Source organism: Corynebacterium pseudotuberculosis (genome assembly GCF_002155265.1).
Taxonomy (GTDB): domain Bacteria; phylum Actinomycetota; class Actinomycetes; order Mycobacteriales; family Mycobacteriaceae; genus Corynebacterium; species Corynebacterium pseudotuberculosis.
In genome coordinates, this window is sequence record NZ_CP021251.1 from 471,072 (window position 1) to 489,911 (window position 18,840).

General features: G+C 54.0%; 17 protein-coding genes. 10 read left to right on the plus strand and 7 right to left on the minus strand.

Going from position 1 to position 18,840, the window contains the following annotated elements:
• Positions 1-42: 42 nt before the first annotated feature.
• Positions 43-2,253, minus strand: a complete 2,211-nt coding sequence (locus CpATCC19410_RS02350) for an NADP-dependent isocitrate dehydrogenase (protein WP_014401014.1) — start codon at positions 2,251-2,253, stop codon at positions 43-45.
• Between the two features lie 252 nt (positions 2,254-2,505).
• Between CpATCC19410_RS02350 and CpATCC19410_RS02355 the strand changes: the two genes are divergently transcribed.
• Positions 2,506-3,735: an MFS transporter gene (locus tag CpATCC19410_RS02355; protein WP_013241318.1), complete on the plus strand. Its 1,230-nt coding sequence runs from the start codon at positions 2,506-2,508 to the stop codon at positions 3,733-3,735.
• Here the strand turns inward: CpATCC19410_RS02355 and CpATCC19410_RS02360 are convergent.
• A complete protein-coding gene (locus tag CpATCC19410_RS02360; protein ID WP_014300497.1) occupies positions 3,732-4,502 on the minus strand; it encodes a MerR family transcriptional regulator in 771 nt (256 codons plus the stop codon). The two genes, CpATCC19410_RS02355 and CpATCC19410_RS02360, sit on opposite strands and share 4 nt — an antisense overlap.
• A gap of 69 nt (positions 4,503-4,571) precedes the next feature.
• Here CpATCC19410_RS02360 and CpATCC19410_RS02365 point away from each other — a divergent pair, with 69 nt between their 5' ends.
• The 4 genes from CpATCC19410_RS02365 (at position 4,572) to CpATCC19410_RS02380 (ending at position 8,156) form a co-directional block, all read left to right on the plus strand.
• The gene (locus tag CpATCC19410_RS02365; protein WP_041481570.1) at positions 4,572-5,471 is read left to right on the plus strand and encodes an exodeoxyribonuclease III; all 900 of its coding nucleotides are present in this window, start codon (positions 4,572-4,574) and stop codon (positions 5,469-5,471) included.
• An 86-nt stretch (positions 5,472-5,557) separates the two neighbouring features.
• Positions 5,558-5,737: a hypothetical protein gene (locus CpATCC19410_RS02370; RefSeq protein ID WP_013241321.1), complete on the plus strand. Its 180-nt coding sequence runs from the start codon at positions 5,558-5,560 to the stop codon at positions 5,735-5,737.
• 169 nt (positions 5,738-5,906) lie between these two features.
• Positions 5,907-6,935 (plus strand): tryptophan--tRNA ligase, encoded by a 1,029-nt coding sequence (trpS, locus tag CpATCC19410_RS02375; protein ID WP_014401016.1) that lies wholly within the window; start codon positions 5,907-5,909, stop codon positions 6,933-6,935.
• A gap of 135 nt (positions 6,936-7,070) precedes the next feature.
• The gene (locus CpATCC19410_RS02380; RefSeq protein WP_014300499.1) at positions 7,071-8,156 is read left to right on the plus strand and encodes a YhjD/YihY/BrkB family envelope integrity protein; all 1,086 of its coding nucleotides are present in this window, start codon (positions 7,071-7,073) and stop codon (positions 8,154-8,156) included.
• Between the two features lie 97 nt (positions 8,157-8,253).
• Here CpATCC19410_RS02380 and CpATCC19410_RS02385 read toward each other — a convergent pair whose 3' ends face one another.
• Complete coding sequence (locus CpATCC19410_RS02385) at positions 8,254-9,468, minus strand: D-alanyl-D-alanine carboxypeptidase family protein (protein WP_013241324.1); 1,215 nt, start codon at positions 9,466-9,468, stop codon at positions 8,254-8,256.
• Between the two features lie 35 nt (positions 9,469-9,503).
• Here CpATCC19410_RS02385 and CpATCC19410_RS02390 point away from each other — a divergent pair, with 35 nt between their 5' ends.
• The gene (locus CpATCC19410_RS02390; protein ID WP_014522359.1) at positions 9,504-10,394 is read left to right on the plus strand and encodes an amidohydrolase family protein; all 891 of its coding nucleotides are present in this window, start codon (positions 9,504-9,506) and stop codon (positions 10,392-10,394) included.
• Positions 10,395-10,455: 61 nt separating this feature from the next.
• Here CpATCC19410_RS02390 and CpATCC19410_RS02395 read toward each other — a convergent pair whose 3' ends face one another.
• The 3 genes from CpATCC19410_RS02395 to CpATCC19410_RS02405 are packed head-to-tail and all read right to left on the minus strand — an operon-like array spanning position 10,456 to position 12,844.
• The gene (locus CpATCC19410_RS02395; protein ID WP_013241326.1) at positions 10,456-11,691 is read right to left on the minus strand and encodes a SatS C-terminal domain-containing protein; all 1,236 of its coding nucleotides are present in this window, start codon (positions 11,689-11,691) and stop codon (positions 10,456-10,458) included.
• A gap of 20 nt (positions 11,692-11,711) precedes the next feature.
• Positions 11,712-12,578 (minus strand): C40 family peptidase, encoded by an 867-nt coding sequence (locus CpATCC19410_RS02400; protein WP_014522360.1) that lies wholly within the window; start codon positions 12,576-12,578, stop codon positions 11,712-11,714.
• Positions 12,575-12,844 carry a hypothetical protein gene (locus tag CpATCC19410_RS02405; protein ID WP_014522132.1) on the minus strand — a complete coding sequence of 90 codons (270 nt, stop codon included), beginning with the start codon at positions 12,842-12,844 and terminating at the stop codon, positions 12,575-12,577. Before CpATCC19410_RS02405 ends, CpATCC19410_RS02400 begins: the two co-directional genes overlap by 4 nt.
• 64 nt (positions 12,845-12,908) lie before the next feature.
• On the opposite strand from CpATCC19410_RS02405, the gene upp reads away from it, so the two are divergent.
• Positions 12,909-13,544, plus strand: a complete 636-nt coding sequence (gene upp, locus CpATCC19410_RS02410; protein WP_014300503.1) for a uracil phosphoribosyltransferase — start codon at positions 12,909-12,911, stop codon at positions 13,542-13,544.
• Positions 13,545-13,745: 201 nt separating this feature from the next.
• The gene (locus CpATCC19410_RS02415; RefSeq protein WP_013241330.1) at positions 13,746-14,183 is read left to right on the plus strand and encodes a helix-turn-helix domain-containing protein; all 438 of its coding nucleotides are present in this window, start codon (positions 13,746-13,748) and stop codon (positions 14,181-14,183) included.
• Between the two features lie 22 nt (positions 14,184-14,205).
• Here CpATCC19410_RS02415 and CpATCC19410_RS02420 read toward each other — a convergent pair whose 3' ends face one another.
• Positions 14,206-15,807, minus strand: coding sequence for a phospho-sugar mutase (locus CpATCC19410_RS02420; protein WP_013241331.1), 1,602 nt, complete (start codon positions 15,805-15,807; stop codon positions 14,206-14,208).
• Between the two features lie 277 nt (positions 15,808-16,084).
• Here CpATCC19410_RS02420 and CpATCC19410_RS02425 point away from each other — a divergent pair, with 277 nt between their 5' ends.
• Positions 16,085-17,281, plus strand: coding sequence for an amidohydrolase (locus CpATCC19410_RS02425; protein WP_014401019.1), 1,197 nt, complete (start codon positions 16,085-16,087; stop codon positions 17,279-17,281).
• Between the two features lie 127 nt (positions 17,282-17,408).
• The gene (locus CpATCC19410_RS02430; RefSeq protein ID WP_041481571.1) at positions 17,409-18,830 is read left to right on the plus strand and encodes an NAD(P)H-quinone dehydrogenase; all 1,422 of its coding nucleotides are present in this window, start codon (positions 17,409-17,411) and stop codon (positions 18,828-18,830) included.
• The last annotated feature ends 10 nt before the right edge of the window (positions 18,831-18,840 follow it).

Below are 18,840 nucleotides of genomic sequence, written 5' to 3' on the forward strand. Positions count from 1 at the left end.
CCGCACCCGTGCATGAACGTGGTGCGGCTTTTAGAGAGTGAGCTACTTTATGGAACTAATGATGTCGTTGTAGCTAGCAACGGGACGCATGACAGCGGTGGTCTTGGCATCGTCGGGATGGTAATAGCCGCCAAGATCTGCAGGAGCGCCCTGAACTGCGAGGAGTGCGTCGGCGATATCCTCTGAGTGTGTTTCCAAGGCCTCTGCGACAGGGGTGAAGGTGGCAGCGAGGTCAGCGTCTTCGGACTGAATCGACAATTCCTTCGCCCAGAACTTAGTAAGGAAGAAATGCGAACCACGGTTGTCGATTTCGCCCGCTTTGCGCGATGGGGAGTAGCCCTCGTTGAGGAGGGTTTCGGTGGCACGGTCGAGGGTATCTGCAAGTATTCCGGCCTTGGTGTTGCCCTCTGTATTGGCAAAGTGACGTAGGGACTCTGCAAGAGCTAGGAACTCGCCAAGAGAGTCCCAGCGGAGGTGGTTTTCCTCGACAAGCTGTTGGACATGCTTGGGGGCAGAACCGCCGGCGCCTGTTTCAAAGAGTCCACCGCCGGCCATGAGTGGAACCACGGAGAGCATCTTTGCAGAGGTGCCGAGCTCGAGGATCGGGAAGAGATCCGTGTTGTAATCACGGAGCACGTTTCCGGTAACGGAGATGGTGTCCTCCCCGCGGCGGATGCGGTCGATGGAGAACTGCGTGGCCTCGACGGGGCTCATGATGTGAATATCGAGGCCCTCGGTATCGTGGTCGGCAAGATACTTTTCCACGAGGGCTGCTAGGTTACGATCATGAGCTCGTTCAGGGTCGAGCCAGAATACTGCAGGCATGCCAGAGAGCCGTGAACGAGTGACCGCCAGTTTGACCCAGTCTTGAATGGGTGCATCTTTGGCCTGGCAGGCGCGCCAAATATCGCCGGCTTCTACGTTGTGCTCAATCAGGACCTCTCCCGCGGAACTTACAACCTGCACGGTGCCATTAGCTTCGATCTTGAAGGTCTTATCGTGTGAGCCGTACTCCTCGGCTTTTTGCGCCATGAGCCCGACGTTGGGAACGGTGCCCATTGTGGTGGGATCGAATGCACCATTCTTCTTGCAATCGGCAATAACGGTTTGGTACACGCCGGCATAGGAGGAATCGGGGATAACGGCTAGTGTGTCCTGTTCTTCATCATTCTTGTTCCACATGTGTCCAGAGGTTCGGATCATGGCTGGCATGGAGGCGTCGATAATGACATCCGAGGGGACATGGAGGTTGGTAATACCTTTAGCGGAATTAACCATGGCGATATCTGCGCCCGATTCAAGGGCCTCATCGAACGCGGCTTTGATTTCGGCGCCATTGGGCAGAGACTCCAACCCGGAATAAATTGCGGCGAGGCCATTCTCGCCATTTAACCCCGCTGCTTCTAGCTGCTCACCGTACTTTGCAAATACATCTGCAAAGTAAGCGCGGACGACATGCCCAAAGATGATGGGGTCGGAGACCTTCATCATGGTGGCCTTGAGATGTGCGGAGAAGAGGACGCCCTCATCCTTTGCACGCTTGACCTGATCTGCGAGGAATTCATCGAGCGCCCGGGCGGAAATGAAGGTTCCATCCACGACCTCACCTTTGAGAACTTTAAGCCCGTCTTTAAGGACTTTTTCCCCATTATCGGTTACCAGTTTAATGGTGAGGGTGTCGTTGTCAGGCATGATCACGGACTTCTCGTTATGGCGGAAGTCGTTACTTTCCATCGTGACCACGTTGGTCTTGGAATCTGCGGACCATGCACCCATGCGGTGAGGGTGCTTCTTGGCAAAATTCTTTACTGCGATGGGCGCACGACGATCTGAATTGCCCTCGCGGAGCACAGGGTTGACGGCCGAGCCCTTGACCGCGTCATAGCGGGCGCGAATATCCTTTTCCTCTTCGGTGGAAGGGGAGTCGGGATAATTCGGGAGCTTGTAGCCTTGGGACTGTAATTCGGTGACTGCGGCTTTAAGCTGAGGAACGGAAGCTGAGATGTTGGGCAGCTTAATAATGTTTGCTTCCGGAGTCTTGGCGAGCTCGCCGAGTTCTGCAAGAGCATCGTCGACCTTTTGATCCTCTGTGAGGAACTCTGGGAATTGTGAGAGGATGCGGCCTGCGAGGGAGATATCGCGGGTCTCCACCTCGATGCCCGCGGTAGAGGCGAACGCCTCGACTACCGGCTTGAGGGAGTAGGTGGCGAGAAGCGGTGCTTCGTCGGTGCGAGTGTAGATGATCTTTGCCATGAGTCTCCTCTTTAATCGGGCTCGTTGTACAAATAAAAAGAATACCTGTTGTGCAGCATAAATGCTTTCCAAATGGGGTAAATGTGGCTGTATGCTGGGGATAGTCGTTAGGGGGCCGGGGGTAAAAACAGTACAGCCGTTCTGTTTATCAGGCGATGCTATTGCGTTAAATGTCCGCTTGTGGCGTCAGGGTGGCGGAGCATCCCCGCGCTCTTGCATAAAGTGAGCTCATTGGCTGTAAGGTAGTCCGATGTGCAAAAAATGATGCGTCGCCCAATTCCCCGACAAACTGACATTTCTGAGCAGCGTCGGCTCGCCACCATGATCGCCTTGGCTCTCGGAACGTTTGGTCTGGGAATAACAGAGTTTGTCACGATGGGGCTGCTCAATCAGATCGCTGCGGATTTCAGCGTTAGCGAAGATACTGCAGGACATGTCATTGCCGCCTATGCCCTAGGCGTGATGATTGGCGCTCCTCTTATTACTGCACTAACGGGCATGATTCCGCGTCGTAGGCTTTTGCTCATCCTTACGTTTGCCTTTGTGGCCGGAAACGCATTGACCTTCTTTGCCTCCAGCTTTTCCGTACTTATTGTGGCGCGCGTTATCGCGGGTCTACCACAAGGCGCATTCTTCTCAGTAGCAAGCCTGGCCGTTGCGTCGATGGCGCCTGAGGGGCAGCGCGGCCGTTCTCTTGCTTTTGTTGGGATGGGTCTTCCCCTTGCCACTGTTTTGGGTGTTCCAGCTGCTCAAGCTCTAGGTCATGCCACGAGCTGGCACGCTGCATATTTGCTGGTGACTATCGTGGGCGTGGTTACTCTCGGCCTGCTCTGGTTCCTTATGCCTCACATGACCAAGATGAAGCCAACCAGTCCCTTGACAGAATTGGGGGCTCTGGCTCGCGGTCAGGTTTGGGCGTCGTTACTTATTGGCTCAGTGGGATTTGGCGGCATGTTTGCCGTATATACCTATATCTCTTGGACCATGACGCAACAAGCGGGGCTACAGGAAAATCTCATGTGGCTCGTGCTTATGGCTTATGGAATCGGAATGATCGCCGGAAACTGGCTTGGTGGCCGGTTATCTGACTGGAGTGTGGAATACGGAATTTTTTGGGCATTGATTGCCATCGTGGTCACCTTGGCCGGCTTCTTCTTTACCAGCCATAATGCCGTCTTAGCGACCATCAATTTTGGGCTCATCGGGCTCTCCGGCTCGCTGCTTATCCCCTCATTACAAATCCGGCTAATGGACGTTGCCGGCCAAGCGCAGACACTGGCTGCAGCGCTCAATCAGTCTGCCCTAAACATCGCCAATGCTGCAGGCGCACAGTTCGGAGGAATCGTAATCGCTGCCGGCTATGGTTATTCAGCACCTGCTCTCGCTGGTGCCGCACTAGGGATCGCTGCCATTATTCTGTGGATCCCCGCTCATATTTTCCGCATGCGAGCTGAGCAGAAGCCCACGGCGTCGGCAAGCTAAACCCACGACGGATTATCCACGTCCACACCTCCGCGCTGGGCAGCGTCGCGGACAAGCTCCAAAAGATAAGGCGCAAGGCCCTGATAGTGAGCGGCAAAGCGGTCGTCGCTCACATACATTTGCGCCAAAATGAGTTGTTTTGAAAGCGAAGACTCGTACCATTGATCGATTTGTTCGCGATGCAGCGCAACGATCCGGTCTGCTGCCGCGGAACCAGGACGCACTCCCGCTTGCCAGGCGCTGTGTAACTCGGACACAAAAGCTGCATCCGAGGCCTGGGCATTCTGCCAATCGTTTGTGGACATTGAACGCACTTTGCTTTGCGACGCCGCCCATTCCTCCGATTCACCCCACCGCGACTCAGCCTCATCCCGATAGTCAGCGTAGTTCTCGCTCCAGTCATGGGAAAAAGCATTGGCAAAGTCCTGCGGGGTCATGGAAGTTTCTCCTCGGAGTAGCTTTTCGACGGAAAGAATTGCCGATTCCTTCCTAAAAATCTCTTGTTTAAGTAATTTCAATTGCCTCTGAAGGTGCTCTTTTTCCGTGGACGGCTCCTCCAAAATGTTTTGGATGGTTTTTAAGCTCAGCCCGGCTTCTCGATACACCAAGATAGTAAAAGCCTTTGTGAGGTCTTCTTCGGTGTAGAGACGGTAGTCGCTATGGTTGCGCCATTGGGGCTCCAACAATCCGATGGTGTCCCAGTGCCGCAGTGCGCGTGTGGTTATGCCAAGAAATTCGGCTGCTTCACCTATGGTGAGTTCGTTCATGCTCACTATTGTGACGCTTGACGTTGGGGCAAGGTCAAGAAGCAGAAAATTAAAGTTAGGATGAACATCATGCAGATTACGACGGTCAACGTTAATGGCATCCGCGCAGCCGTGAAAGAGCGCAGCGAAACGAATAAGGGCATGCTCCCATGGCTGGATGGCTCTGGTTCGGACGTAGTACTTTTGCAAGAGGTCCGAGCATCTGAAAAGGACACCTTGACAGCGCTTGCTCCGGCACTCGATGCTGGTTGGCACTATGTGGGAACTCCGGCCGCTGCTAAGGGGCGCGCCGGCGTAGGAATCTTGAGCCGATCTGAGCTTTTCGACGTTCACGTGGGAATCGAAGGATTTGAAGATTCTGGCCGGTATATCCAGGCAACGTTGCATGACGGCACCGATGACGTGACAGTCGGCTCGCTATATCTGCCTTCTGGCTCGGCACAGACGGAGAAACAGGATGAGAAGTACCGCTTTTTGGACGTCTTTGAGCCTTTCCTTGAGCAAGCGGCCAAAGACCATAAATACATGGTGATAGGCGGCGACTGGAATATCTGCCATCGGCGCGAAGACCTGAAAAATTGGAAGACCAATAGAAAGAAATCTGGATTCCTTCCCGACGAGCGCGCTTTTATGGATTCGGTATTTGGCACGTTCCCTGATGCTGCCTCTCAGGTGGAGGACGCTGGGCAATGGGCCGGTGCGGTGGACTATGCTTCTGATGGAAAACGCAAGCCGGCGCTTAACCCTCAATGGTTTGACGTGGCGCGTCGTCTGCACCCTCAGGACGCTCCTTATACTTGGTGGACGTATCGTGGCCAAGCCTTTGATACAAATGCCGGATGGCGCATTGATTATCAAGCTGCGACCCAAGCGATGCTAGATCGCGCTGAAAAGACCTGGGTGGATAAAGCTGAGGCTTATGATCTGCGATGGTCGGACCACTCGCCATTGAGCGTTATTTACCATTAAAAGGTGGGGGCTTCGGTACCTGCGAAGTTTTCGAGTAGGATACACCGGGTTGTTATTCCTGTGTACGTTATTTTCTAGGAGCTTTCATGCGCGTTAAGAGTCTCATTGCGATGGTTGTCGGTCTTGTCTTGTTTGTGGGGGCTCACTTCATGATCGGCGCATACGATGTGAGCTCTATGCTTTGGTCCATCATCATGGGCGTTGGTGGAGCAATGGCAGTTGGTGGACTAGTGGGGGCTCTGTGCAAAGAGCCGCGGAAGCAGTAACACAAAATTTGTGTAATTTTTAGACTATGGCCTGTTGCTTTATTGCGGCAGGCCTTTTGTCTACGTATGTATAGCTCTAAGCGCTGAGCCGAAGCTTTTAAAGTTAAGAAGCTGCGTGGCTTTTGTGCTCAGCGTGTGCGTCGAAAAGCAGGATACTAGAATAACCATCATGACTGAATCGAAGGCTGTAAAAAAGCAACGAGTACTGTCGGGAATCCAGCCGACAGCTGATTCCTATCATCTGGGCAACTACCTCGGTGCTTTGAAGCAGTGGATTGATCTCCAGGATGGATATGATGCGTTCTATTTCATTCCTGATCTTCATGCCATCACCGTGGATCAAGACCCCAAAGAGCTACGCCAGCGCACTATTGCAGGAGCAGCGCAGCTTTTGGCATTGGGCATTGACCCCGAAAAGTCGACGCTATTTGTCCAGTCGCATGTTCCAGAACATGCGGAGCTGGGTTGGATCATGACGTGCCTGACAGGGTTCGGTGAGGCAAGCCGCATGACGCAATTTAAGGACAAATCTGCAAAACGTGGCGCTGATCGCACTTCTGCGGGCCTATTCACATATCCAATGTTGATGGCTGCGGATATTCTCCTATACCGGCCTCAGCTCGTGCCGGTTGGTGAAGACCAAAGACAGCACCTGGAGCTGACTCGCACCCTCGCAGAGCGTTTTAATTCCCGCTTTAAAAAGACCTTTGTTGTTCCAGAAGGAATCATTCCGGAAGGCGCCGCTAAGATCTACGACCTGCAGGATCCCACATCAAAGATGAGTAAATCGGGAACAAATCCTAAGGGACTCATCAATCTTCTCGACGAGCCCAAAGTATCTATTAAACGCATCAAATCTGCTGTTACGGACAGCGACGGCGAAATTCGCTACGACAAAGCTAACAAACCAGGTGTTTCCAACCTCCTGGTGATCCAATCAGCGCTAACCGGTAAATCTATCGACGACCTCGTAGCCGGGTACCAAGGCCAAGGCTATGGCGCTCTCAAGACCGACACCGCTGATGCCCTTGAAGCTTTTGTGACACCGCTTAAAGCCAAATACGACATGTATATGTCCGACCGGGCAGAGCTTGAGAGAGTCCTTGCACTTGGAGCTTCCAAGGCGCGGGAGGTAGCCTCCCGAACGCTTGCGGATGCGTATGAGCGCATCGGTTTTCTAAAGGTTGGGAAAGAATAGACGATTCTTTCCAGAAAACATCTAACAAGTTGACAACGATCCGGCCCAGATGACTGAAATCTCGGGCCGGTTTTTGCTTCTCGTCTCTATCGTGGAAACAGATAACAAGAAAATTTTTGTCAAAAGGAATCCCTCATGCCCACAGTATCCACGTCAACTCGCCAAGATAAACACAAAACTGATGAGTACGGAATTGAGCGATCCAATGCCGATGAACCAGGATTTGTGGATAAATATCGCGCTAAATGGTCATGGTTCGACCACATTATGCGGATGAACGAGCGGTATGGCAAAGAAGGCGGCAATCAGTATTCCGCTGGTATTACGTACTTCTCAGTCCTATCCATGTTCCCCCTGTTGATGCTCATTATGGCGATTGCAGCGTCGATGCTGGCACAGCGTCCTGACTTGCTTGCACAGCTTCAGGAGAAAATCGTCGCTTCTGTCGACGGATCCATCGCCGAGACTCTGACCAAGATTCTGGACACCGCTATCGCCCAGCGTGGTGCCATGTTTGGCATCGGTGGTCTGACGGCATTGTGGTCGGGTCTTGGATGGATGTCTAATCTGCGCTATGGCGCGTCGAAAATGTGGTGTTACCCAGTTACTGGGGAGAATTTCTTTAAAGCAAAATTGCAGGATCTGCTTGGGCTAGTGGGCCTCATTTTTGCGTTTATGGTTGCTTTTGGCGTTACTGCTATTGGCTCTTCAGGGCTTACAGAGCGCTTGCTCGTTGTGGTTTCTTTAGACAAAGTTCCCGGTATATTTCTTCTCACCTTTGCCGTCTCGATTCTGCTTGGGTTGATCGCTAACTTCTGTGTTTTCCTATGGATGCTTAAATACCTCCCGCGTGGCGAGGTGCCTATGAAGTCTGCAGTGCGTGCCTCCATTATCGGTGCGGTTCTTTTCGAGGTGTTCAAGCAACTTGCCGCCCAGTTCTTCTCGAATGCTTTGAATAACCCCGCGGGGGCTACGTTCGGACCAATCATCGGCGTGATGGTTTTGTTCTATTTTGTTTGGAGAATTCTGATGTACTGCTCTGCGTGGGCAGCTACCACAGAAGAATCCCTAGCGATAGCTAAGCTCGACGTGCCAGCACCTGCCGTGATTCGGGTGCGTGAAGAGGTCCGAGTTAGCAATGACAAAGGCAAAGGAATCGGGATCGGAGTGGCAACTGGTGCTGTTGCCGCCGCAATAGTTGCGGCTTTAAGAAAGAAATAAACTCAAAAGGAGTCAGGTATGAAGCACCCTCTAGACAAAGGAATTGGTGTAATCCGTTGTCTTTCAAGAGGGTGCTTCATGCTATAGCCTGCTCTTTTCACGCCTTCCTATCGTGTTTCTTTCTCCCCAAGAACCATGTCAATATTCCTAAGACTACGAGTCCTAGGGTCGCCCCTCCGATAACAAGGACCGGGGCGTGGTTTCTGTCTCGACTTGGAGCATCGCCTTCTTCAGGAGTTGGCGGGGTCGGTAATTCAGATGGCGAAGGTTGGGAAGGAATCGACGTTTCTTTCAAATTCCCCACCTTTTCCCCTCTTGGAACCGCATAGGCGGCGTCGATAAGCTTTTGCGCCTGTTGCCATGGTCGGCCTTGTTCCACGGTGGTATCTAGGATCACCGCGGCGAGGCGACGCCCGTCGATGTTTTTCGCCCCGACAAAAGTATGGTGGGCGTCGTCGGTATAACCGGTTTTCCCACCGATGCCGTGCTCGTCGTTAAGGAAGAGCCCGTTGTCGTTCCATACCTGGAATGTGGGGGTGGCGGCGTTGCCAGGTAGTTCTATGTGCTCTGTGGCTACCATTTTTGCAAAAGTCGGGTTCTTCCAAGCATGGCTATAAATAAGCGCCAAGTCGTGGGCCGAAGTGGACATCCCGGGGGCATCGAGGCCGGAATAGCTGGCGGCGTAGGTGTCGACTGTACCCAGGGAGTGCGCTAGAGCATTGACCTTTTCCAGGGTTTTGTTATCGCCGCCAAGCCGCTGTGCTAGGGCGTGGGCAGCGTCGTTTCCGCTGTTGAGAAGCAAGCCATAGAGAAGTTGCTCATTGGTGTACTCGACGCCGTCTACATATCCCACCGCAGAGCCTTCCTGATTGGCGTCCTCGGCGGTGATTTTTACTTTTGCTTTCAGATTGAGCTCGTCGAGCGCAACAAGTGCGAGTAGCGCTTTGATAACGGAAGCTGGTCTATAGCGTCCGTGCGGGTCTTTTGTGGCGATAACGTCGCCGTTGTCCAGATCAAAGACCATCCACGCGGAGGCGGTGTTTGCGGGTTCGTTGAACCCCTTCGCTTTTGTCACACCGCAGCCACCGCGATATTCATTGATAACCGTAGGCCGGGGAGTGGGCGAAGTCTGTCCTGGTTTCAACTGCTCAGAAGTGGTTTCCGCCGGGGGAGGGGTGAGTGCGTATTCGCAGTTATTGGTGTTGGGTGCCGATGATCGCGGGGTAGGGTCGGCTAGCGCCGCGGGGGTTAAAACAAACGCTAAGGTAAAAGATGATGCAGTTAACGCTGCGATCGTGGATGACACTTTCATAACAATGATCGTGCCTGTGCCTTAATGTTATATGCATGTACGACACCCCAGATTTTCGAACAGAGTTTAAGATTCTCCAGCCGGAGCTGCTTCATGCAATGCCAAAGATCATTCTTGGCGACGCCGGTGACGCAGCTTACCTCAACGCCCGGATTCGAGAACTGGGCGATGATACTGTTGCCTACTACGAATGCACGGTGCCTCTCGACTCCGCGGATGCCGCCATTGCAGCCGCGGAATCCGCGCCCTTCCCCGTGGGCATAGTACTCGATCTTGACGATAAACCGGCGCCTCTCAAACAACTCAAAAATCCGGTAGTTCTAGCCTGCAGGACCTCCAACCCGGGCACCGCTCGTGTGCTGCGCGAAAATTTAATCGCCTACGATTTTGTTGGCCCGCTCGAACACCAAATACATGCCGGCGCTACCCGCATACTCCACGGCATAGAGCTTTTCGACGACTTCTGCGTTACCGACGGCGATCTTAAACCCGGACGACTTTCCGCGTGGGTTTTAGATCGACGTATTCCCGTCCTCACCAACCCAAGTGAAGACCTGAATTCCGGAGACATTAGCGACCTCTCAGATCACCCGCTACCCCTTATGCATAAGCTCGGCTTCCAAGCCGCCCCTGCGTTATTGAGCACCGATCGCATGCTCGAACTAGTTGAGCACTTTGATTATTCGATCGAAGACCTTTACTCACTAACTATGACGGCGGTTTTCGTCTCTTATGCACCAGAGTTCGTACGGTCTCAGCTCATCGAATCAACTATTGCTCCTTTCTTTGCAAGTCTCGGCGATGAATACGGCGGGGAAGCAGAAGACGTGGAGGTTGGGAAAGAATCGACGATTCTTTCCCAACCTCCACTAGAACTGGTTACGGAGATGGGCATTGATCTCAAAGATCTTGGGTTTAACCAGTAAGCCTCATAACAAGAAAAGGCCCTACGCATCATGCGTAGGGCGGGGGAGAATTGGCGATTCTTTAGAACTTGCTAAAGCGCTTGGTTAGCATTGCTTCGAGTTCTTTCCAGCCTTCTGCGTGGTCGTCGAAAGGCGGGGTCGGGGTGTAACCTGATACTTCGCTGGAGCCAAGCATATAGGAGATGTAATCCTGCATGCGAGGGTTGGCCAGGAAGTAGGAGTTAAGGGAGTCGTCTGCGGCCCAGTCGGCTGCGTCGGCAAGCAATTCGTAGGCGCGACCCATCTGCGCGGTGTCCACGGCCTCCACGCTGGAATTGATGTCGCGAACCAAACCATTGAAGGAATAGACGTTATCAGCGTGCACGGTGACATCGAGCTCACCGGCGTTAAGCGGGACCATGAGGTCTTCCCACGTAGAGACTTTAGCTAGGTCGTGATCTTCATGCTCGACAAGCCAGCGCAAGAGCGCTTTAGACGAGGAGAAGGTGAAAATCTCACCAAACTTGCCTAGGAAGACGGGTTGAGCCTCAACGTAGGTGCGCAGGGTATAGAGGGTGCGACCGTCGATTGAGATTTTAATGGGATCGATGCCCGCTGCGGCCCAGGGGGTGGTGTCGTAGGGATCAACTTTTTCGGCTTCGGCCTTCTTTTGCTCTTCTGCCTTTTCGCGTGCGATGCGAGCGGCTTCTTCTGCATCTTTAATGCGAGAAGCAGCGTCGTCGATGGCAGCGGATTCCGTGGTGAGATCTTTGACCGTGATCAGCTTGTCTAGGCTATCGACGACCATGCCCCAATTGCTCAGAATCACACGTCCGATGGCGCTCCATTCTCCAAGGCCACCTTCTCCTGCGAAGTGATCGACGCCGCGCTCAGGGTTGCTCAGGATGGAATGAGAGGAGAAAAAGACGAGGATATCGGTAGTGCCGGTGACGTCGCCAAGGCTGCGGGCAATCTTGAAGTTGCGGGCCACGGCGGAGACGTTGTCATAAGAAGGACGCTCAGAAAGCAGTTGGGGCGTGCCGACGATGTCGAATTCTTGGCGTGCGGTGGGAACAACGCGATTAGCTGCTCCTGCGTTAAAGGAATTCCACTTAGGATGGTCGCTAAGATCGTGCTTTGCGCCGGATTCGAGGAAGAGCAGAACCTCTTCAGGGGAGGAGAAGACGTAAAGGTCGTCGCCCTTCCCTAGGAATGCTTGCCATACTGCGCCGTGTTCGCGCCACTCGGGCGCCCAGAGAGTGTAGAAGTCGCCCTCAGTCAGCGACAGTTTGACGGGAACGATTCCTTTGTTAGCCATGGCTATGTATCCTAGCGGGTTTAGTCCGTAGGTCGGAAGTAACCCTTAAAAGCCATTCCCATATTCGTTGTACGCAATGGATTTATTTGAACGGGGTTTCCTGCCTCAATGATAGTTCCGTCCCCTGCGTACATGGCCACGTGTCCGTCCCAGACGACTAGGTCTCCAGGGAGAAGCTGCTCTCGGGTGACCTGTGTGCCTACCGTTTGTTGTTCTGCAAGGCGGGGAAGCTCTACGCCAGCTTGTCTCCATGCCCACTGCGTAAGGCCGGAACAATCGAATCCAGCAGTAGAGGTCCCTCCCCAGCGGTATGGGGTTCCCAATGCGCTTTTGGCTGCGGTTACTGCCAAGGCGCCGGGAGTTTGGCTCATACCAGCGCTTTGGGTAGTTCCATGCATGGGTGGTGCGTGAGAATCAGGCTTGTCACCGGAGCTTTCAACACTATCTATCTCAATGCCGGCTAGCCGGTTCAATTCGGCGGTGACCCCGGCAAGCTTGATAGAAGCCGTGTGCAGGCGCGCATAGGCAAGTTGAACGTATATTCCTGGTAGTGCCGCGATCTCCGCCAGCGCAGGTACTGAGATAGCAGGTACTGGACTAAAAACTCGGGGGAGTAAAAGTGCTGATTCCTTAAGAAAATCGGCAGCCATATGACCAAGCTCAGTTCGGACTGCGTCAATCTCGGTATGCGCTCGAGGGAGCAATCGATGTGCATGCTCTATATCGGTGGCTAGCCTATGGGCGTCGTCGACAAGCTTAGGGTGAGCGCCAAAAGTAGCGGCTAGGGGCAAAGCCGCGCGAAACAACGGAACACAGGGCAGTGTGAGCAGTTGCGACGGCGGTGCGAGGGTGCTCAGCATGGAGACAACTGCTGCGAGGTTAATCACAGTGTCTCCAGTGAAAAGGCGAGGGATGTATCGGCGTTCTCCACCGCTTCGAGGCTGTGTAGGGCCTTGTCCACGAGGATTTCTGCACGGGTGCATTGCGCCGTCGACCGTGCCATAAATGCGTCGAGACAGCTGTTGTAAGCAGCAAAGAAACTGCCGAGTTCGGGAAGGCTCGCGCCGACGCTATGCGCGATGGGGACGAGAGAGGCAGCATCGTTGGCAAGCTGGGCAATGAGCGTGCGTGCGTGGTCTGGATCGATCCTCATGAACACTTAGACGTTTGCGAGTGTGGTTCTGGTTCCCAGTTATAAGGAGGCTACGATAGGGGGCATGGAGATTACGATCGTCGACCACCCCCTCGCGGCTTCCCGACTAAGCATTATGCGAGATAAGCGCACTAATAACGCTGGATTCCGTGCAGCGCTAGCGGACCTTGGTGCAATGCTGATCTATGAGGCTTCCAGAAGTTTGGAGGTGGAAAACTTTCCGATGAGCACACCTGTAGCCGATACCCAAGGAATTAGGCTGCAGGATCCGCCGATCATCGTTCCTATCATTCGCGCAGGCCTAGGCATGGTGGATCCAGCGTTGTCGATGATTCCTGATGCGCAAGTGGGTTTTCTGGGGCTCGCCCGAGACGAAGAGACTCACGAGCCGGTGCCATATTTAGAAGCACTTCCGGCGGACCTATCTGGCCGCACAGTGTTCTGTGTAGACCCTATGCTTGCTACAGGTGGCTCGTTGTTGCATGCGATTAAATTGCTGGCCGATCGCGGCGCAACAGATATTACTGCGGTGTGCATGGTGTCTGCTCAAGCGGGAGTCGATGCCCTTGCAGGGTCGGGACTGCCATGTCGATTGGTCACTGCAACGATTGATCCTGAGCTCAACGAGAATGCATATATCGTGCCGGGCCTTGGCGACGCAGGTGATCGTCTTTACGGACCACGCAATATCGATCTTTAGAGGTTAGCTTCCCCTTGCCGAGCTGCGCTGTATTCAGAGGCGTATAGCCTCTACCACTTTCTATAACATGTAAATTATTAATCCACTGCGAGCCATATTAAAATTAGGGAATATTTCCCAACAGGGCTCAGCTGTAACGGTCAAGATCTTGCCCAATACATTGTGCGGACTTTGCCAATTGCAGTGGGCAGTGTGTGTTGCATGGTGAATGGTTGGCAGCAGTGGCCGAGTTTTGGTCATGCGTTGAGCGTGCGATTGCGCACGCTCCGTAAGATGCGTGGCCTGAGCCAGGATCGGCTTGCAGAACTCTCTGATGTGAGCCGTAACCAAATCTCCAACCTTGAGCGCAACGAGAATAGTGTGACTAAATCGGCCGACCCTACGATGTCCACGGTCTATCGTTTAGCTCGCGCTCTCCACGTGCCGCCTGCAGTTCTTCTCCCCGCAGCCACGGACATTGTGCAGGACATCTGCAAAGACAATGCCGCCGATCTTGGCGTAGACCTGGTGTGGCCCGCAGCCCCTGAGGACACGCTAGCTTTTGATATCCAACACCTTTATGGACTGCGCATGGGAGAGAATCCCCGCTTTGTCGATCCCTCGGGGCCTAAAGCAACACCTGGAGATGCCACCGGGTGATGTGTGCATCTGCGAAAACTCATTAAAAGCGCAGGGCTCGGCTCCGCATCTCATCGCACAATTGGGCAAGAAGTTCCTCGGCCTGTTCAACACTGGTGGCCTGAGATACCTCCAGGTACATTTTGACTTTGGATTCAGTGCCTGATGCTCGAACAATAGCTCTGATCGAGGCATCCTCGTTGCTGCCGCTGAGCTTGAGTCCGCGAATCTCCGGTAGTTGGGTAGCTGTGACAGCAAGTCCGGCAAGCTGCTCAGGAGGGTTGGCAACCCAATCGGAAACAAGCTCTGCAGGGTCGATGGTTCTTACCGCGATCTGGGTGCCGGTGAAATAGCCATATTGACGGTAAAGATCATGAAGCGCGCTATGAAGCCCTAGCCCTAATCCCTTAAGCTCTGCAGCCCATGCACATGCCACAAGAGCTGTGACCACGCCGTCTTTGTCTCCTACTCGGTGCAAATCTGGGGCCACGCCATTTGCTTCTTCGCACGCATAGGCAATACCACCATCTTGCGCCGCAGAGGCTGCCGCAGCCGCTAGGTTTTTGAAGCCAATGGGGGTCTCTTGATACAACCATCCGCGGTCCTTGGCCATCACACTAAGCAGCTGAGAGGAGACAGTAGTGGTAGCCACGACCGGTTGTGGAATAGCATCTTCCGGGCTCCAATTGGGAACAAGCCGAGCAGCCAGCAAAGGGCCTAGCTCATCGCCTCTGAGCATTCGAAGAGTGCCGTGTTCGGTGCGGATCCCCACAGCGCAGCGGTCGGCATCTGGGTCTAGGGCAATGAGAACATCGGCGTCAACAGCTTCTCCGTGTTCAAGCAAAGCAGCCACTGCCGTTGGCTCTTCCGGATTTGGAAAGTCCACAGTGGGAAAGGTGGGGTCGGGATACAACTGAGAGCGGACAGGAAAAACTTGTGCAAAGCCTGCTGCCTGGAGGCAGACCTGCAAAGTGCGACCGCCCACGCCGTGCATAGCGGTAAAAGCGACGCGGAGATTAGCCCGGTCGGAGTTTACCCGTAATAAATCCGCTTGTGCGGGGATAATTGTGGAGACCGCATCATCGATGTAACGGCGGAGAAGATCTGAGCTCGGCCGTACGGAGACGCGCGGTATCTGGGAAGAATCGTCTATTCCATCGTAAATAGCCTCGATGCTGCGCGCGCTGGCGTCGATAAGCTGCCTTCCGTTGTGGCAGTAAACCTTGTAGCCGTTGTCCGCGGCTGGGTTGTGGGACGCGGTGATTTGGACGCCACCATCGAGTTCCCATTTGCGAATGAGCCAGGGGATGAGCTGAGTGGGAGCGGGCATGGGCATGAGAAAGACCTCGAACCCGGCCCCGGCGAATACTTCTGCTGTTGTAGTAGCAAAGGCGTGTGAACCATAGCGGGCGTCGTAGCCCACGGCAACGCGCAGCGGAGCGGCATCATCGTGGAAGACGTCGCCGATTCCCTTGATCAGGTCCTGAGGGTAAGTCCTTGCATGAGGCGTGGGAGACGCCGCTGCTTGCTCCGCTAACCACATGGCTACCGCTGAGGTGAACTTGGTGACGTTTCCTACGTTCATCTGGTTGGAAGCTGGGCCGACGGGGGCTCGGACGCCGGCTGTGCCAAATCTTAAGGACATACTGTGCCTCTTTTCGCACGTGAACTGATGGAACGGATAAGAACTGCGGAAGTGCGGAAAAATGGACCGAGATCTTAATAACCTGAATTTATAATTTTAGAGATTTCTTTCCTGGCGCGCTGGCACCTCCTGACTGTGGCTTTGCCGCGCCGGGACCATTGTGGGCGTAGTACATTTGCTACGCAGTGCTGGTTTGAGCGCCATATAGGTAGCCAGATGGGTAGCTTTTCGTGGTCGACCCTCTAGGATGAGCAATCGAGAGTGAAAGGGGTTGATCGTGGCTACTTCGATTTCCGAGCATGTGAACGCTTGGATCGCGGATCATCAGGAGGAAGTAATTGGATGGCGCAGGCACCTGCATCGTTATCCTGAGCTATCGCATATGGAGTTTGCTACCACTGATTTTATCGCTAAGACTCTCATATCTTATGGCCTGAGCCCCATAAGGTTCCCCACAACTGGTTTGATGGTCAACGTTGGGCCGAATACAGAAGAAAAAGTGGCGTTCCGAGCAGACATAGACGCTCTCCCCATCAGCGAGCAGAATGATCTTGATTATGCTTCCCTCAATGCTGGCGTTATGCACGCCTGCGGGCACGATGTCCACGCGACAATAGCTCTAGCCACCGCATGCGCACTCGCCTCGGCAGAACTTAATATTGGTGTTCGCGTGATTTTTCAGCCGGCAGAGGAGGTCATGGATGGGGGAGCTCCAGATGTGATCGGATATGGGGCGCTGGAAGGAATAGCCAATATCTTTGCAATCCATGCAGAACCCAAGCTTAAGGTCGGTTATGTAGGCGTGCGTACGGGAGCCATCACAAGCGCATCTGACGTCGTCGAGGTTCATGTCACGGGACCAGGCGGGCATAGCTCGCGTCCGCACCTCACTGTGGATGTTGTGTATGCCCTTTCTAAACTGGTGGTTGACCTGCCAGGACTACTTTCTAGGCGTGTGGACCCTCGTACCGGTACGGTATTAGTGTTTGGTTCTATTAACGCAGGTTATGCCCCTAATGCTATCCCGGAATCTGGCTCGGTGACCGGTACGATCCGTACCGCGGATATTACTGTGTGGCGGACAATGGGAGAGCTGCTCCGTGAATTGATTCCGCAAGTCCTTATGCCCACGGGGTGCGAGGTATCTATCGTGCATCATAAGGGAGTCCCTCCTGTGCTCAACGATGATGTGGCTACGGCACTGCTTGCCGACGTCGCCCGCAGTATAGACCCCAACGCAGTGGTGCAGGCACCGCAGTCATCCGGCGGCGAAGATTTTTCGTGGTACCTCGAACACGTGCCGGGATCGATGGCGCGTCTGGGATGCTGGGATGGGATCGGAGAACCCGGTGACCTGCATCAGGCGGACATCCTTATAGACGAGCGCTGCATTGCGGTCGGTGTTAAATTATTTGGCTCAGTTGTGGATCGGTATAACCACAATGCTGAACTCTTTTCCCAGCCTTCGCGGTAAAACGCAGTGGCGTCGAAAAGCTCAAAACTGAGCTGACCCTGTTTTAGCCGCAGGCTTGTCGTATGTCACATGACGCGTCATGTACTGCGTTAGACTATGGGCGGATGAACTTAAACCAGCCCCACCCATGTCTGGAGGAATTTTGACTCGAATCGTCATTATCGGCGGCGGCCCTGCTGGATACGAGGCCGCACTTGCTGGTGCCAAATACGGCGCCGACATCACTATTATTGAAGATCGTGGCTTGGGCGGGGCCGCCGTTATCAACGATTGCGTGCCATCAAAGTCCTTTATCGCGGGCGCAAACATCAAGACAGACTTGCGCCGTGCAGATGATATGGGGCTGAACAAGGGGATAGGCGAGGCCAATCTTCTCCTGGACGCGCTGAATGCTCGCGTGCAGGCCTTGGCAAGGGAACAATCTGGGGACATTCGCCGTTCCGTGATTAATCAGGGCGTGAGGGTGCTCGATGGGCGGGGATCCTTTGACGATTACAACCCGAAGCAGACCCTCCACTACATAAAGGCCGAACTTAACGACGGCACCGTGGAGACCATTGAATGCGATCTGGTCCTCGTAGCCACCGGTGCTACCCCGCGTATCCTTCCTGGTGCGCAGCCAGACGGAGAACGCATCCTCACCTGGCGACAGCTCTATGACCTGAAGGATCTTCCCGATCATCTTATTGTGGTCGGATCAGGAGTGACCGGTGCGGAATTTGTTTCAGCGTTCGCAGAGCTAGGCGTCAAGGTGACCATGGTGGCCTCACGCGACCGTATCTTGCCTCACGACGATGCCGACGCAGCCGATACCCTGGAGTCGGTGCTCGCTGAACGAGGCGTCTCGTTGGAAAAGCATGCCCGTGTGGATTCTGTCTCTCGCACTGAAGATGGCGGTGTGTGCGTACGGACTTCCGACGGCCGTGAGATTTTTGGGTCCCATGCTCTTATGGCCGTAGGTTCAATTCCTAACACCAAGGATCTAGGATTGGAAAAAATCGGTGTAGAGATGACTCGGTCGGGTCATATCTGCGTAGACCGTGTCTCTCGCACCAATGTTCCCGGTGTATATGCCGGCGGTGACTGTACCGACCTGTTCCCGCTGGCTTCTGTTGCCGCCATGCAGGGACGTATTGCCATGTACCACGCGCTTGGAGAAGGCGTGAAGCCGCTGCGCTTGAAAACTGTCTCCACTGCGGTATTTACCCGCCCGGAGATTGCGGCAGTTGGCGTGACACAACACCAAATCGAGTCCGGTGACGTTAACGCCCGTACGGTGATCCTCCCATTAGAGACCAATCCTCGTGCAAAGATGCGTTCGCTGCGCCATGGCTTTGTCAAGATGTTCTGTCGCAGGCATTCGGGCATTGTTATCGGCGGTGTCGTGGTGGCTCCTACAGCTTCAGAATTGATCCTTCCGATCGCAGTTGCTGTGACCAACCAACTCACCGTGTCTGATCTGGCAGAAAGCTTTGCTGTTTATCCTTCGATGTCTGGCTCTATCACGGAAGCCGCGCGGCAGCTTGTGAGCCATGACGATCTGGAATAACGCCTATATT

Excerpts from the sequence above, each read along its gene's own strand:
- CpATCC19410_RS02380 (WP_014300499.1), top strand. The coding sequence starts at position 7,071 with ATGCCCACAGTATCCACGTCAACTCGCCAAGATAAACACAAAACTGAT.
- CpATCC19410_RS02385 (WP_013241324.1), bottom strand. The coding sequence starts at position 9,468 with ATGAAAGTGTCATCCACGATCGCAGCGTTAACTGCATCATCTTTTACC.
- CpATCC19410_RS02430 (WP_041481571.1), top strand. The coding sequence starts at position 17,409 with ATGTCTGGAGGAATTTTGACTCGAATCGTCATTATCGGCGGCGGCCCT.
- trpS (WP_014401016.1), top strand. The coding sequence starts at position 5,907 with ATGACTGAATCGAAGGCTGTAAAAAAGCAACGAGTACTGTCGGGAATC.
- CpATCC19410_RS02360 (WP_014300497.1), bottom strand. The coding sequence starts at position 4,502 with ATGAACGAACTCACCATAGGTGAAGCAGCCGAATTTCTTGGCATAACC.
- CpATCC19410_RS02390 (WP_014522359.1), top strand. The coding sequence starts at position 9,504 with ATGTACGACACCCCAGATTTTCGAACAGAGTTTAAGATTCTCCAGCCG.
- CpATCC19410_RS02365 (WP_041481570.1), top strand. The coding sequence starts at position 4,572 with ATGCAGATTACGACGGTCAACGTTAATGGCATCCGCGCAGCCGTGAAA.
- CpATCC19410_RS02415 (WP_013241330.1), top strand. The coding sequence starts at position 13,746 with ATGGTGAATGGTTGGCAGCAGTGGCCGAGTTTTGGTCATGCGTTGAGC.
- CpATCC19410_RS02405 (WP_014522132.1), bottom strand. The coding sequence starts at position 12,844 with ATGAGGATCGATCCAGACCACGCACGCACGCTCATTGCCCAGCTTGCC.
- CpATCC19410_RS02350 (WP_014401014.1), bottom strand. The coding sequence starts at position 2,253 with ATGGCAAAGATCATCTACACTCGCACCGACGAAGCACCGCTTCTCGCC.
- CpATCC19410_RS02420 (WP_013241331.1), bottom strand. The coding sequence starts at position 15,807 with ATGTCCTTAAGATTTGGCACAGCCGGCGTCCGAGCCCCCGTCGGCCCA.
- CpATCC19410_RS02370 (WP_013241321.1), top strand. The coding sequence starts at position 5,558 with ATGCGCGTTAAGAGTCTCATTGCGATGGTTGTCGGTCTTGTCTTGTTT.
- CpATCC19410_RS02395 (WP_013241326.1), bottom strand. The coding sequence starts at position 11,691 with ATGGCTAACAAAGGAATCGTTCCCGTCAAACTGTCGCTGACTGAGGGC.
- upp (WP_014300503.1), top strand. The coding sequence starts at position 12,909 with ATGGAGATTACGATCGTCGACCACCCCCTCGCGGCTTCCCGACTAAGC.